General features: G+C 57.3%; 17 protein-coding genes. 7 read left to right on the forward strand and 10 right to left on the reverse strand.

What is annotated here, in order from left to right; genetic code table 11:
• The first annotated feature begins 184 nt into the window (after positions 1 to 184).
• Positions 185 to 1210 carry a glycosylasparaginase gene (locus HMJ29_RS04940; protein WP_171590425.1) on the forward strand — a complete coding sequence of 342 codons (1026 nt, stop codon included), beginning with the start codon at positions 185 to 187 and terminating at the stop codon, positions 1208 to 1210.
• Between the two features lie 35 nt (positions 1211 to 1245).
• Here the strand turns inward: HMJ29_RS04940 and HMJ29_RS04945 are convergent, their stop codons facing one another.
• From HMJ29_RS04945 to HMJ29_RS04955, 3 genes are all read right to left on the reverse strand, one after another.
• Positions 1246 to 1668 (reverse strand): hypothetical protein, encoded by a 423-nt coding sequence (locus tag HMJ29_RS04945; protein ID WP_171590426.1) that lies wholly within the window; start codon positions 1666 to 1668, stop codon positions 1246 to 1248.
• 172 nt (positions 1669 to 1840) lie between these two features.
• Positions 1841 to 2446, reverse strand: coding sequence for a DUF4136 domain-containing protein (locus HMJ29_RS04950; RefSeq protein ID WP_171590427.1), 606 nt, complete (start codon positions 2444 to 2446; stop codon positions 1841 to 1843).
• Between the two features lie 235 nt (positions 2447 to 2681).
• The gene (locus HMJ29_RS04955; RefSeq protein ID WP_171590428.1) at positions 2682 to 2900 is read right to left on the reverse strand and encodes a hypothetical protein; all 219 of its coding nucleotides are present in this window, start codon (positions 2898 to 2900) and stop codon (positions 2682 to 2684) included.
• A 229-nt stretch (positions 2901 to 3129) separates the two neighbouring features.
• Between HMJ29_RS04955 and HMJ29_RS04960 the strand changes: the two genes are divergently transcribed.
• Positions 3130 to 3750 carry an HAD family hydrolase gene (locus tag HMJ29_RS04960; RefSeq protein ID WP_171590429.1) on the forward strand — a complete coding sequence of 207 codons (621 nt, stop codon included), beginning with the start codon at positions 3130 to 3132 and terminating at the stop codon, positions 3748 to 3750.
• Between the two features lie 128 nt (positions 3751 to 3878).
• On the opposite strand, the gene HMJ29_RS04965 is transcribed toward HMJ29_RS04960, so the two are convergent.
• Positions 3879 to 4616: an SDR family NAD(P)-dependent oxidoreductase gene (locus HMJ29_RS04965; protein ID WP_171590430.1), complete on the reverse strand. Its 738-nt coding sequence runs from the start codon at positions 4614 to 4616 to the stop codon at positions 3879 to 3881.
• A gap of 30 nt (positions 4617 to 4646) precedes the next feature.
• Positions 4647 to 5966, reverse strand: a complete 1320-nt coding sequence (locus tag HMJ29_RS04970; protein ID WP_171590431.1) for a family 1 glycosylhydrolase — start codon at positions 5964 to 5966, stop codon at positions 4647 to 4649.
• Positions 5967 to 6521: 555 nt separating this feature from the next.
• Between HMJ29_RS04970 and HMJ29_RS04975 the strand changes: the two genes are divergently transcribed.
• The 4 genes from HMJ29_RS04975 to HMJ29_RS04990 all read left to right on the forward strand — a co-directional run bounded on the left by HMJ29_RS04975 (position 6522) and on the right by HMJ29_RS04990 (position 10110).
• Positions 6522 to 6986: a hypothetical protein gene (locus HMJ29_RS04975; protein WP_171590432.1), complete on the forward strand. Its 465-nt coding sequence runs from the start codon at positions 6522 to 6524 to the stop codon at positions 6984 to 6986.
• Between the two features lie 165 nt (positions 6987 to 7151).
• A complete protein-coding gene (locus HMJ29_RS04980; protein ID WP_171590433.1) occupies positions 7152 to 8150 on the forward strand; it encodes an aldo/keto reductase in 999 nt (332 codons plus the stop codon).
• 139 nt (positions 8151 to 8289) lie between these two features.
• On the forward strand, positions 8290 to 9570 hold the full coding sequence (locus HMJ29_RS04985; RefSeq protein WP_171590434.1) for a gliding motility protein GldB-related protein: 1281 nt from the start codon (positions 8290 to 8292) through the stop codon (positions 9568 to 9570).
• A gap of 93 nt (positions 9571 to 9663) precedes the next feature.
• Positions 9664 to 10110, forward strand: a complete 447-nt coding sequence (locus HMJ29_RS04990) for an META domain-containing protein (protein WP_171590435.1) — start codon at positions 9664 to 9666, stop codon at positions 10108 to 10110.
• Positions 10111 to 10185: 75 nt separating this feature from the next.
• Here the strand turns inward: HMJ29_RS04990 and HMJ29_RS04995 are convergent, their stop codons facing one another.
• Positions 10186 to 10887, reverse strand: a complete 702-nt coding sequence (locus HMJ29_RS04995; protein ID WP_171590436.1) for a DsbA family oxidoreductase — start codon at positions 10885 to 10887, stop codon at positions 10186 to 10188.
• A gap of 212 nt (positions 10888 to 11099) precedes the next feature.
• Between HMJ29_RS04995 and HMJ29_RS05000 the strand changes: the two genes are divergently transcribed.
• Positions 11100 to 11582 carry a YdeI/OmpD-associated family protein gene (locus HMJ29_RS05000; protein WP_171590437.1) on the forward strand — a complete coding sequence of 161 codons (483 nt, stop codon included), beginning with the start codon at positions 11100 to 11102 and terminating at the stop codon, positions 11580 to 11582.
• Positions 11583 to 11604: 22 nt separating this feature from the next.
• Here the strand turns inward: HMJ29_RS05000 and HMJ29_RS05005 are convergent, their stop codons facing one another.
• From HMJ29_RS05005 to HMJ29_RS05020, 4 genes are all read right to left on the reverse strand, one after another.
• Positions 11605 to 12063 carry a DUF2141 domain-containing protein gene (locus tag HMJ29_RS05005; RefSeq protein ID WP_171590438.1) on the reverse strand — a complete coding sequence of 153 codons (459 nt, stop codon included), beginning with the start codon at positions 12061 to 12063 and terminating at the stop codon, positions 11605 to 11607.
• Between the two features lie 164 nt (positions 12064 to 12227).
• Positions 12228 to 12653, reverse strand: a complete 426-nt coding sequence (locus HMJ29_RS05010) for a hypothetical protein (protein WP_171590439.1) — start codon at positions 12651 to 12653, stop codon at positions 12228 to 12230.
• Positions 12654 to 12876: 223 nt separating this feature from the next.
• Positions 12877 to 13350, reverse strand: coding sequence for a Clp protease N-terminal domain-containing protein (locus HMJ29_RS05015; RefSeq protein WP_171590440.1), 474 nt, complete (start codon positions 13348 to 13350; stop codon positions 12877 to 12879).
• A 153-nt stretch (positions 13351 to 13503) separates the two neighbouring features.
• Positions 13504 to 14313: an alpha/beta fold hydrolase gene (locus HMJ29_RS05020; protein ID WP_171590441.1), complete on the reverse strand. Its 810-nt coding sequence runs from the start codon at positions 14311 to 14313 to the stop codon at positions 13504 to 13506.
• Positions 14314 to 14349 lie beyond the last annotated feature (36 nt).

The following is a 14349-nucleotide window of genomic DNA, read 5'->3' on the forward strand; positions in this document are numbered from 1 at the left end:
GACCATTCACAGGACATTCGTTCTACAAGCCTTTTAGTAGGCCCAGTGCTTAAACTATTTGCGCCTGCGGGCGATGCCTGGGGGGCTGTATTACCTGCAGCCAGCGACCTGGCACAACCTGTTGCAACCGGAAACTGCCGCCAACTTGCTTTCTTTGGCGCTCCATGTTGTAGTGCTTTGGTTTATGGCTAGTCGTCGCAAATTTCTGTCTTCTTCGGCCGCTGGCTTAGCGGTGGTAGCCACTCGCCCGCTTGCTGAGGCGGCTACCCTAGCAGCGGGCCCCCTCGCGGGCAAGCCCTTGGTTATATCAACCTGGGACACTGGCCTGGCGGCCAACCTGGGCGCCTGGCAAGTGCTACGCAAAGGTGGCCAGGCGCTTGATGCGGTAGAGGCCGGGGTAATGGTGACAGAAGCTTCCCAGAACTGCTGCGTAGGCCTGGGCGGCAACCCCGACCGGGAGGGCATTGTTACGCTGGATGCCTGCATTATGGATGACAAGTTTAACTGCGGCAGCGTTGCCGCTCTGGAGCGCATCAAGCACCCCATCAGTGTGGCCCGGCGCATTATGGAGCGCACCCCGCACGTAATGCTGGTAGGAGAAGGTGCTCAGCAGTTTGCCGTGGCGCAAGGGTTTCCACTGGAGCCTCAGCAACTCAGCCCCGACGCCGCCAAGGCTTACCAGGAATGGCTCAAGACCAGCCAGTACCGCCCTGTTATTAACATTGAAAACTCAGGGAGCCACAAGCCCGTGGGGCCGGTGGGGGGCGCCAACAACCACGATACCATTGCCATGCTGGCCCAAGATGCTCAGGGCAACCTCAGCGGCAGCTGCACTACCAGCGGCATGGGCTTCAAAATGCGGGGCCGCCTCGGCGACTCTCCCCTCATTGGCTCGGGTTTGTTCGTGGATAACGCCGTGGGGGCAGCCGCAGCCACGGGCCAGGGCGAAGATGTAATTCGTATTGCCGGCTCCCATACCGTGGTGGAGCTCATGCGTCAGGGCCTCTCGCCTACGGCGGCCTGCAAAGCGGCCGTAGAGCGCATTGCCCGCATTAAGGGAGATAAAGCCCGCGAAATTCAGGTGTGCTTTATTGCCATCAATAACCAGGGCCAGCATGGAGCTTTTGCCCTTCAGAAGGGCTTTAGCTACGCCCTATGCACCAGCGAGAACCAGCAGCAACTTGTGCAGAGCGGCTACCTGCTCAAGTAGGCCTATAAGAGAACAAGCCAAGCCGCTCAGCGGCGTTACCACCGTACGCTGGTGATGCCCACTTCGGGCTGCTGGTTTTGTAGCCATTCTACGGCCTGCGCCACATCGTCAAAAGCAGCCGCCATGGGGAACATCACATCAAGCTGCGACTGATCGAAGATCATGCGGCTTAACAGGTGGGGTGAGTACACCCAGGCTAGGTAGCGCAAGCCCGCTTCGGCCATGGCGGGCAGCCACTCCCGGGTACCCCAGGTAATACCCTCGGGCCAGGGGCGCGAAATCAATACATTGTCGCTGAGTAGCTTGGAGGTGCCGTGCAGGCGCTGGTATTCCAACAGCAGGCGGCACCCTTCTACTACCACTGGTTTGGTCATTTCGCCATACCATTGCGCATAGAGCCACCCGTGCTGATCGTCGTACTGAATGCAGAGGCCAGGTGTTTGGGCTAGTAAGCGCATACCTTTAAGGTAAGCAGCCAGTTGGTAAGTACCTACCGCAAAGCGCATTTCCTTACCAAAGCACCAATATACCCGTGAAGTATAATTTACGACGGCCAGGCCACGCCTAAACCACAAAAGAGCCTCACCGGCAGTACAGGCGAGGCTCTTTTGGCAATGGTAGCTGAGTAGCTTAGTTCTTCTCTTCTACCGGAAACTTATCCAGAATGTCTTTGGCTGATCTGGCAAACTCATCCCCAATACGGGCGGGGTTACCTACTGGGTCGGCCATGGAGCCGCGCCATACCAGGTTATTAGTACGGGCATCTACCACATCCAGAATCATAGTACCCTCCTGGAATGTCTCAGTGCGGTAGCCGGTGTTGTAATAGGGTGTGGTATACCAGTAACCGTAGTTAATGGGCAGGAAGCGCCCCCGATACGACATAGCATAGGGGAAAGCATAGCCGGGCGCTGGTGGGTTGGCTACCGTCCGCTCCGCTTCTTCAATGTATAAGTGGTACGTGAGGTAAAAGTCGGGGGTAGCGTTGCCCTGCACGGGCCGGATGCCCCGCTTGGCCATTTCGCTGTTGATGGCATTTTGAATGGCCTCATCATTGAGGCTGCTCTTGTAAATGGGATTCTGAGAATCTGCGGACTTGACATCCGTTTTAGCCCAATCGTAGGTTCGGTATTGGCTGAAATCTACACCGGGTTTCTGTTGAACAGCAACGCCGGAGGAACAGCTGCTGAGCAGCCCTATTAATAGCAGCAGCACAGCATACAAAGAGGTTTTCATAGCAAGGAATACTAAAAGAGTTCGAGTAAAAAGAGAAGAAGGCCTGCCGCGCCACGGGTAGTGGCAGCAGCTAAGCCTTATTCTAATACTTACTTACAGCTCATAGGTTACAATACTGTGGTTCTTTGGGCCGCTACACCACTATCTTGTACTAAGCCACTTGCCCCGCGGTGCACGTAATGCGTTATCCGCTCCGTCTGGGCTCCAGGTGCTGAGGCATTACTAACTCCGGCGCCTACACGGGCGGGCAGCGTGCCAGGTAGCCGGCGGCTTCGCGCTGCCCGAGCTCCTGGAATGGCTTCATGTCGGCGGACTGTAGTGGCTCGCCCGACACCTTCTCGTAGGTTGCCCGAGTACTGTCGGCGAGGTGCTTTCCCTTTTTGCTCAGGTCTTTTTCTTTAATGTTTTCTTCATCGAGCAGGCGGCGTAGCCCTTCTTTGAGAATGGGAGACAAGCCGCCGGGAGTTCTAGGTGGGGCTACCAATAGAATTCGGCTGTTGAGCCATGGCTAGCCTAAATAAAGTACAGCCCCTTGGCACGCAGAAAGAAAACTGGGTGCTAGCCCGGGTAAATGCGGCTGGCGCTGTTTAACTCCAGTGGGTTTTGCTTCTTTTGTGGGCTGCGGGGCTGGCCTGGCCTGTATCGGGGGCCGCCCTCTTCCTACCACCTGCCTCTTTCTGCGTATGTCATCTTCTGTTATTACCACCATTGTGTTTGATTTGGGCGGCGTGCTCATCGACTGGAACCCGCGCTACCTCTATAAGAAGCTCTTCACCGATGAGCAGGAAATGGACGCCTTTCTGAACACCATTACCACCCCCGACTGGAACGAGGAGCAGGATGCCGGCCGTACACTAGCCGAGGGCACCGCCCTGCTGGTAGCCAAACACCCCGAGCATCGGGAGCTAATTGAGCACTTCTATGGCCGCTGGCCCGAGATGCTGGGCGGTGCTATTCAGGGTACCGTTGACATCCTGACCGAGCTGCGAGCCAGTGGCCGCTACCGCCTGTACGCCCTCACAAACTGGTCGGCCGAGACGTTCCCGATAGCGCTGGAGCAGTTTGAATTTCTGCACTGGTTTGAGGGCATTGTGGTATCGGGCACGGAGAAGTCGCGCAAGCCCTTCCCCGATTTCTACCACACCCTGCTTACCCGCTACCAGATTGAGCCCAGCCAGGCCGTGTTCATTGATGACAATGAACGGAATATTCATGCGGCCGAGGCAGTAGGTTTGCATGCGGTGCACTTCCAGTCGCCGGAGCAACTGCGCACGGAGCTAGCTGCCCTGCAAGTACTGGCCTAGGCCTTTCACTCTGCCCTCCACACGCAACCGGAGGACGCTGCAGTAGCCCGTCAGGGCCGCCGCAACGTCCTCCGGTTGCGTGTGAAGCGTTACTTACTGGAACAATTATTCATGCCAGGTAAGGTGGCCTAGAGCCGGTCGAGACGGCCGCCATCCACTCTCACTTCGGCGCCTTGCACAAAGGCAGCATCATCGGAAGCCAGATAGGCAATAAGGGCCGCCACGTCTTCGGCGCGGCCCACATCGGCGCGGTCAATCTTTTCTACCCCCGATTTCACATTGGGGTTTTCCCAGAGCATGGGCGTGTCAATGGCGCCTGGCAACACGGAGTTTACGCGCAGCCCCTTAGGCTTGCCCTCCAGCGCCGCCGAGCGGGTAAGTGAGTTAACGGCGGCTTTGGCCGCGGCGTAGGGAGCTACCAGCGGGCTGGTTTCAATGGCATGAATGCTGGACACATTCACGATGCTGCCGCCCGGCTTCATATGCAGAAAAGCCTGCTTGATGAAATAAAACGCTCCCAGCAGGTCTACGTTCAGGATGCGCAGCCAGTCTTCCCCGGTAAGTTCTTCCAGAGGCTTAAACTGCATCAGGCCCGCGTTATTCACAATTACATCTAGGCGGCCAAATTTATCGAGGGCTTCCTTCACAGATGCTTCAACCTGCGCCTCTACCGCTACGTTGCACACGGTGCCCCACGCCTCGGGGGCCCCGGCCGCTTTTATCTGGGGCAGGGCCTTGTTGAGGTTTTCCTGACTTACATCAGCCAGCACCACGCGGGCACCTTCGCTGGCTACTCGTTTGGCGGTGGCTAGGCCTATGCCGCTGGCACCGCCCGTAATAAGCACTACTTTATCTTGAAAACGCATGTTGAGGGGATTATAGAAAAGAACGAATCATTACAGAGAGGCTACCGACGAAGCATTAGCAGCCGAAGTAGAAGAATCCTGGCTGGTTTGCTTGGCTTCGGTTTTCTTGTCTTCGGCCCACTCCTCTTTGCTATCGGCGGGCATTACAATGGGCACCTGCAGGCAAATGCTCTGGGCGGGCAGCACCTGCCGCCAGTCCTGAATAAGCTGCTTGTAGGCCTCTCCTACCGGCCTGATGTTGCGGTCGAGATCATAGAGGCCCAGGGGGTTCACAATGCCGTTGTTTTCGCGCAGGGCGCTGTCCCAGTCTACCTGGTCGGTGAGAGAATACCAGGTAAAGCCCACAATCGGCACCCCGTCGTTGCGGACGCGCAGCACGTTGGCCCACTCCTTCCAGAGCCAGTTTACGGCCTCGTCGCCGCAGGGGCCCTGCCACAGGTTGGTCTCGGTGTGCATTACGGGCAGGCGGTACCGGTCGTGGTACTGGCGCGTGATAACGTGGTAGCCAAACACCTCGCCCGAGGCACTGGTGCTGCCATCGGCCTTCACGCGGTGCTCGTTGGTTTTGTAGTAGTCGTTGCCCATGATGCACTGGTGCTTGAGGCGGTTGTGCATGAAGAAGTGATACTCCTCGCGCGTCATGCCATTATCCAGCAGGTACTCGTACATCTCAGAGTCTACGCGCCGGCCGTAGTTCAGGTCCAGCGACAGAAACCGTTTAGAGTTCATGAGTTCAGCGGGCCTGATAGCCGCCGGGTTCTCAGCATGGAAATATTCAGATGACTCGCTCTGGATAAACAGGGCATCGGGGCGCACGTCAGCAATAGACCTCATGGCCAGCACATTGGCTTTCACAATGTGCTTGAGCGCCGTTACAAAGGCCTGGTCGGAGCGCAGTTGCTCATTCCACCACCCGTACAGGGCCGAGAACTCGGCACAGATGTACATCTCGTTTACGGGCGTGTAAAGCTGCACCCACGGAAACCGGGTAGCAAACGCCTTGGCATAGTCCGCAAACAGGGCCGGAAAATCGGGGTTCTGGAAGTTGCCAACCCAATCGGGCACCCCAAAATGGCAAAGGTCTACGATGGGAGCAATATTGCGGCGGTACAGGTCGCGGAAGGTTTCATCGGCAAATGACCAGTCGTACTTCCCCGGCCCGAGCCAGGTAGTGTGAATGGGAGGGCCGTAGCGCAGAAAGCCAATGCCTAGCTCCTCTACCAGGTCAAAATCCTTCTTCCAGAACGTGTAGTGGCCACACTTCTCCATTTCATCCATTCGTACGCGCCCGTTCTGAATTGTTGGATAGCTGTTTTCAATACCGGTGGCAAAGATGAAATGGGGTTTCATACAAGGAAGCGCTGAAATGAGGAGAGAAAAGAGGATTCGGCCCTGACAGCGGCGGCAGCCGGAGCCAAAGCATTCTGATTAGTATCGGCTTACTCTAAATTCTGGCTTGGTGTTGTGCGCAGGGCCCTCTCCGGGGTGCTCATTCCGGCACCTGCTACGCAGAACTGCCCCGTTTTCCTGCTGGCCTAGGCCACCCAGGCAACCAGCCTGCCACGGGCCCCTGACGCTGAAAAAGCACAAGGCGGCCCCCAAGTAGTTTCTGCTGGGAGAGGGCTTGTGGCGCGGCTAGCGGCAGTAGCACAGAATTTTACACCGCCCTGCTATTACGCTCTCTCGTGACCCGCCGGCCCCACCCAAAACGGCGAAACCAGGGCCAATGGGTATTATTTCAGCTGCTTGCCGAGGATCAGACAGACTAGCTTACCTGATATTCAACAAGTTATATATGATTAACATTGAGTGCGGGGCTATAACACTTATAGCAAGTGGCCGTAAGTACTCCGCAGCCCCTTAGCGGGCCACGTTCTATTCTCTCTTTCCTATCAAACTCTTTCTATGAAAACTGCATTTGCTTTCGCCGCGGCCCTCGCGTTAGGTGTCACTTCCGCTTTCGCGCAAACCACCACGTCGGGCACTACCACTGGTACCACCTCGGGCACCACTGCGGGTTCAACTACCTACAGCACCTCAGGCTCTACGGCGGGCACCATGACCTCGGGCACTACCTCCGGCACTATGCGTACCACCTCAGGCACCATGGGCACTACATCTGGCACTATAAGCACTACGTCGGGCACTATGGGTACCACTTCCGGTACTATGGGCACTACCTCGGGCACCACTGTGGGTTCAACTACCTACAGCACTTCAGGCTCTACGGCGGGCACTATGGGTACCACTTCAGGTACCACCATGGGTAGCACTTCCGGCACCATGAACCGCAGCTCGAAATCAACCAAGCGCTCTTCGGGCAAGAAGACCAGAACCCGCACTTCTTCAACCACCAGCGGCTCTATGTAGGCCACCGGCTGATTTAGGAAACACACAACAAAACGGCCGCCTCGCTCTGAGGGGGCCGTTTTGTTGTGTGCGGCTGGCCTACGCTACCAGAACAATGCAGGCCTGGGCCGGTTTATCCACCTCATACCATGCGGGCGCAACCCCGCCTTATTTACCGATTTACTCATGGAATACATAGCATTAGGAAACTCCGGCCTGCAGGTGTCGCGCATTGCCTTTGGCAGCTGGGCGGCGGGCGGCTGGATGTGGGGCGGCACGGAACAGAACGACGCCGTGGGCGCCATTCATGCCTCTTATGACCTGGGCGTTACCAGTATTGATACGGCCCCCATTTACGGGCAGGGCCTGAGCGAAGAAATTGTGGGCGAAGCCATCAAGAGCCTCCCCCGCGACAAAGTGCAGATTCTGACCAAATTTGGCATGCGTTGGGACCTGGCCAAGGGCGACTTTGCCATGAAGACCAAAGACAATAGCGGCCACGACCTGGACGTGTATAAGTACGCCGCGCCCGAAAGCATTATGAAGGAAGTGGAGGACAGCCTGCGCCGCCTTGGCACCGACTACATTGACCTCTACCAGATTCACTGGCCCGATAAAACCACACCCATTGAAGACACCATGGCAGCGGTGCAGCGGCTGGTTGAACAGGGGAAAGTGCGCGCCATTGGCGTCAGCAACTACTCGGTTGAGCAAATGCAGACCGCTGAGAAAGTGGTAAACCTGGCTTCTAACCAGGTACCCTACAGCATGGTGCGCCGCGATATTGAGCAGGATGTAGTGCCGTACTGCCTTGAGCACAACAAAGCCATACTGGCCTACAGCCCCATGCAGCTCGGCCTGCTTACGGGTAAAATCAAGCCCAGCCAGCACTTTGATGCCAGCGACCTGCGGGCCACCCACCGCCTATTTACTCCCGAGAGTGTAACCCGCGTGAATGCGTTCCTGGACAAGTTGAGGCCCATGGCCGAGAGTAAAAGTGCCACGCTAGGCCAGTTAGTACTCCGCTGGACGCTGGCGCAGCCCGGCATCTCGGTGGCGCTGGTAGGTGCCCGCAACGCCGAGCAGGCCGTACAAAACGCCCACGCCCTTGACGTGCAGCTCTCACCCCAGGAAATAGACTTCATTTCTCAGCAGCTCGCGCAATTGCAGCCGCAAGTGGCCTAGGCCACTAGTGCTTCGCTTACAAAAGCGCTGCCTCGTAGGCAGCGCTTTTTTTGTGCAACTTGCATCCGTTGAGCAACGGTTTAAGGCACTAGGCCATCTACCCTGAAATACCACTTTACCAACTATTCACTTACGAATTATGAAACGCTATCTGCTCCTGTTTTTCCTGTTGGCGGCTGGCACGGCCGCCTTCGCTCAGGCTCCTACCCGCGCCGACTCGTTGGTAATGCGTGCCCAGCAAATCAGCAAGCAGAAGAACTATCCGGAGGCAATTAAGGCTTATCAATTGGTGGTGCAGGAGCCCACGGCCAAGCCTACGTATAAAGCCTTCAGCTACTATAACATAGCCTGCTATTATGGGCTGCTAAATGACGCGCCTAATGCTGTAGCTAACCTTGAGCGGGCTATTGAGGCGGGCTACATTGATGCCGAACACATTTCGGAAGACTCTGACCTAAACCTGCTCCACGGCCATAAGCAATGGCCCAAGCTACTGGCCCGCGCCCGTAAGCTGGAAGACAAACAACGTATTAAGCGGCCCGAGGACGTCAAGCTCGTCACGACGGATATCGACCATTTCTGGCAGGCCTACACTGCTGCGCAACGCGATACGGCTCAGGCCCGAGCCATTTTCCGGCGCGAGTATTTTGACAAAGGCTCGCAGGGCCTGCAGGACTATTACAGCCTGAAAATCAGGAACGATGCTACGTTTACCAAGCGCATTTTGCAGCGGCCGCAGTACTATAATTCTATTCAGAGCACCACGCTCTCCATTGCCAAGCAGAAGCCCCAGATTGTGTCGGCTTTTAAGCGTTTTCAGGAGCTGTACCCGGCGGTGCGCTTCCAGAACATCTATTTTGTGGTGGGCGGCTGGGTATCGGGTGGTACAGTTTCAGATGCGGGCTTGCTCATTGGGGCCGACCAGGTAGCCAACGGGCCGGGTGTGAACACCTCAGAATTGAGCCTGCTGCAGCGTAACCGGTGCGCCCCAGTTACGGTTATGCCCGAGCTGATGGTGCACGAGCTAGTGCATCGCAACCAAGGCTCTCAGGACGGCACCCTGCTCAGCTACGCCCTCAGTGAAGGCATGGCCGACTTTGTGGCAGAGGTAGTAACGGGTGTAAAGGGCGGGGCTAACAGCCGCCTGCAGGCCTACGGCAATGCGCACGAGCAAGAGCTGTGGACCGACTTCAAGAAGGAGATGCTGGGTACTAACTCCGACAACTGGATTGCCAACGGCGCCCAAGAAACGCCCGAAAAGCCCTGCGACCTGGGCTATTACGTGGGGTACCGCATTGTACAAGCCTACTACAACAAAACCACCGACAAGAAGCAGGCCCTAGCCGACATCCTTTCCATTAGAGATGCCAAAGCCTTTCTGGCCCAGAGCGGCTACGAGAGTGGCCTAGCCAGCCGGTAAGCTAACAGGGCACGGCGCAAGCGGGGCACGTGCAACTATTAGGAAGCCGTTGGGCTCCCTAATATCATTCTCCTACCCTCTTATTTACTATATATGCGCCACCTGTTTACTCTTCTATGGGGCCTTGCCCTGCTGGTTTTGGTATCTGGTTGCAAAGACGAGCATCCTGAATCCAGCCTTTTCAATACCCGCTGGATGCTGGTGCAAGTCGAAGAATTCCCGATTTCTCTTTCCAGCTACGGCGACACCTATCGCTCTTACATTGAGTTTACGGGTGGCATAAACCGTACCACTGGCCTAGCCCCGTGCAACTCTTTTGGTGGGAGCTTCACGTCGGGCAAGGAGCCTAGTGTACTGACCATCAGCCAGCAAGCTGCTACCAAAGTTTCCTGCGGAGCGCTGAGCCTAGAAACCAAATACCTAGAAGCATTGCCCCGAACGGTGCGCTATGAAATTACCGGCAGAGAGTTACGTCTCTACGATGCCTCCAACTCGCTCAACCCATTGCTCATTTTCGAGGATCGGACGTCTACAGAGTAATTGTCTCAGCGTATAAACCCAACGGGGCCGCCTCAGATGAAGCGGCCCCGTTGGGTTTTGATTTAGGAAGGTGGCCTAGCAGTTGCTGCCATCTAGGCCGCAGGCGGCACCATCGGCGCCGGCTAGCTGCACGGGCCGGGGGCGCGATTCTTCCCACACCTTCTCCAGCACTTCCTGGAACAGCTCGCTGGGCTGCGCGCCCGATACGGCATACTTATCGTCGAACACGAAGTAAGGTACCCCGCGCACGCCAATCTGGCGGGCCTGGTACTCATCGTGGCGCACCTCTTGGGTAAACTCATCGGAGTTTAACACCCGCTCCACCTCAGCGGCGGGTAGGCCTATCTCGGTAGCTAGGCGGGTGAGGGTGGCAAAGTCGTTGAGGTCTTCGCCTTCTTCCAGGTACGCTTTAAAGAAGCGCTCCTTGGCCGCATCTTGCTTGCCGTGGCGCTCTGCCAGGTGCACTAGGCGGTGCGCGTGCAGCGTGTTAGCATGCACGGCGCGGTCGAAGTCAAACGCGAGGCCCAGCTCGGCGGCTGATTGGGCCATGTTGGCGCTCATTTGGCGGGCCCAGGCCTCGGTGTTGCCGTACTTGGCAGCCAGGCGCTTATAGAGGCTCACGCCCGGCTCTGGCTGGGCCTGGGCGTCAAGCTCGAAGCTGTGCCACTGGATTTCTACTGCATCGGCGTGTGAGAAATTTGCCAACGCGTTTTCCAGGCGCCGCTTACCGATGTAGCAGAACGGGCACACAATGTCAGACCAGATTTCTATTTTCATAAGACAAGAAGTTACGATTTCAGGCGGGTTAAGTCAGTGGGGCAATAAAATGTTTCACTGGTGGCGCTAGTATTACCCGGCACCGGCAGTGCACTTACCCCCCTGGGTTATTCCTATATAAACACCGGCTAGGCCTGTTTCGTGCCGCAACTGCCTCCATCCGGGCTTGCTGGCAGTTGCGGCGATAATCCCTGACCAGTATGTTCACGGCCATGTCTGATCTGGTTTCTTTTGAGGCACAGCTGGAGCACGGTGGTCCCAGCTTTATGCCCACCCAAATAGTGGTAGTGCCGCCGCTGGTGCTGCAGGCCCTTGGCTCCAAAACAAAGCGGGTAGTTGGCACCCTCAATGGTTACCCCGTTCGGCTAGGCCTGTTGGCCCAGGCAGGCGGGGGCCGCTACGTTATGATCAACAAAGACCTCTGCCAAGCGGCGGGCGTGCAGGTAGGCCAGCACGTGCGGTTGAGCCTCATCCCCGACCCAGAGCCCGACCGCGTGGACCTGCCCACGGAGCTTACCGAAGCTTTTGAGGCCTGGCCCGAGGCGGGGGCGCAATTTGAGCGGCTTTCGGGTAGCATGCGGCGGGCCGTGGCCCAGCACATAGCTACGGCCCGGCAGGCGGAAACCCGCGCCCGCCGGGCCGTGGAAATTACGGAACGCTTGGCGCGCAGAGCACACCCATTCCGGAAAGAGTAATGGCCTAGCTTACTGGCCTACGCTATTTGGTGAGGGCAATGCTCACTACTTTGCCTTCGCCGGCTACCGTGAACTTGCAGTCATCGAAGGCAGGTGGGGCGAGGCGGGGGCGCACGTTGTTAGAGAAAGCAAAGGGCTCGGTAGGAATGCCCATGAAGTTCTTATCGAGCTTATCGTTGTTATTGGTGTCCTGGGTGATGGCCACGGCCCACTCCCCATTGGGCAACTCTACGGGCAAGCTGATTTGTTTCTGCCCACCGGGCTTCACTACCCGCATGAAGGCGTAACCACCATGGGTGAGAAATTTCTCCCGAACATTATAGAAATACAATTTGACTACCGAAGACGAAGAGGCCAAGGCCGACACCACTACCGTGACGGACGAAGTGGCCGCGGGGTCGCCGGAAGCCAGGGCGGGCGTCGAAACCAAACCTGCTAGAGCGCAGGTGGCCGTGAGAAGAGTCTGCTTAAGTGCTTGCATGGCAGGAGGTAGCAATGATCTATTGGGGGCAACAGCACCCTGGCAAAAAAGATTGCGCAGCAGTGCATCTTTCCCGCTTTAGTCTACTCCATTTGCTGGGCTCTGGTTTACGCTGCTCCCGAAAAAAGACCCAGAGTACAAGGCGAGGGCCATTGTGTTTATAGTTAGAGGTGGGTTCTCAGACTATGGCAGGCCTCCTCCAAAGACTGGTGCTCTCTCACCTCTAGCCGGTATTCCTGCCTTTTTGCGGTATTAAGAGTGTATTGCTGCACCGCAATTTGCCCAAACACATTGGTGGGTGAGAGAAAATTCATCTGCCGGACGCCCGCCGCGTAGGCTCGCGGGTTCCAGTCGGTGTTTGCCCACTGCTGATCCACGGACAGCATGGCCCCGAAGTGGCGCGTGTCATTCAGCCATCCCAGGTGCGTGAAGCGCGGCGAGTGTAGCTGGTACAACTCCAGCGCCTTGTTTAGCAGAAACCGGTAGTTACGGCTATTGGCAAAGCCATGCCAACGTACAATTAAACACGCTATAGTAGGGTCTAGCGCAATTTCGCCATACGACTCAGAATGCAGAAGTATTTCGGACATAACGGGTAGGAGGCAGCAGATAAAAGCAGTAGCCCCTAATTGGTATAATACTATCTGGCTCCTGACCAAACATACGTTCTCCCCTCCCCCAAGATGTGCCCGCGCGACCAATCTCACACTCTACCCCACCAATGGACGGCGCCACTCGGTTAACTCTATACCAATAGCCGCAAGCGCCTGCGTTAGCAGCTCAACAGTAGCTTTGGGCTATTCTCATGGGGCGCTAGGCCTCTGCCCGACGTAAGTGAGCTACCAGCACATCATGGGTTAGGCCAAACTCGCCGGCGGCTACGGCGGCGGTGCTGCCTGGCTGGCGCAGCATGGGCAACAGCAGGTGCACCGCCTCTACTTCGGGGGCCTCTAGTAGCCGGGCCGTTTGCTGGGCCTGCTTCAGCATGGTTTCCAGCTCCAAGGTGAGCGGCAGGCTCAAATTCTCCGACAGGCGCTTGCTGGTCAGGCGGAGCCCCATGACTTCCGTAGCCAGCCGATATTCAAACAGCACGAGGCTCACCAGTAGCTGGTTTAGAGCGGGCACCACGGTGGCATCGTTCTCGCGCAGCATGGCCAGCAACATATGCGGCACGGCAATAAAGTCGTTGTCGAGCTGAAACGCCTCAATGCGGCTGGTCTTGATGACCTGCGTGAGAGCAGCGGAAAACGGCAGCGCCTGGGGCTTTTTTCGAAAGAAGGAAAACATCACGGGCGGTCTAGCTCTGCGGCGGCGCTGCCTTTACCAATTAAGCACCTGAGCAACTTACTTAAACTATGTGAGTTGCGCCAAACCACACAGGCCGCAGCGCACCCCCCGGTATAGTAAACCCATAACCCGCCAGAAGTTACCGTGCAGCGGTTATTTGACTACCTCCTGCAGAAAAGCCCGGCTGTGCTCCAGCACTTGCTTGGGGCTCTGGCGGTGCGGGGTGTGGCCCAGGCCAGGTAGCAGCCGCGCCCGCGCGGTTCCACCTACCTGCTTGGCAATGGCCTCTACCTGAGCCGCCGTGCCATACTCGTCGGCAGAGCCTTGCAGCACCAGCACCGGGCACTGAATGTGGGGCAAATACGCCTCAATATTCCAGGCCCGGAAAGCTGGGTGAAGCCAGGTATCGGTCCAGGCTCTAAAAAGAGGCTCCGTGTTGGAGCCGTGGTACCGTGCTAAGCGCTGGGGCAAATCGGTGGTAGCGTAGTGGGCCTGAGCCCTACGGATACCGGCTAGGGTTATGTCTTCCACAAACACATGAGCCCCCACCGTTACCACGGCCGCCACCAGGGCCGGCTCCTGTGCGGCAGTTAGCAAGGCCAGCGTGCCCCCATCAGAATGTCCCCATAGCACTGCTTGCTCTATACCTGCGGCGCGCAGCACAGCTGGCACCACCAGCGCCTCCTGCTCTAAGTAGGCCACCGTGCGGGGTTCCGGCCCAAACGGTGCCGACTCCCCGTACCCGCGCCGGTCATACACGAACGCATGGCAACCCAGAGCCAAAGCCAGCCGGGCCGGAAAGTCGCGCCAGAGCTTGATGCTGCCCAGCGAATCATGCAGAAATACTAGTGTAGGCCTCTTGTCGGCGGCGGAAGCTGCGTGGCGCAGGTGCTGCACGCGCAGGTAATGATCCTGAAACGGCAGGGTTTCGTGATGTTCGGTAAGCAAGGACGCGGATGACATAAGCGGCATAACTACGGCCCCGACTGGAGAGCCGGG

Source organism: Hymenobacter taeanensis (genome assembly GCF_013137895.1).
Classification (GTDB): Bacteria; Bacteroidota; Bacteroidia; order Cytophagales; family Hymenobacteraceae; genus Hymenobacter; species Hymenobacter taeanensis.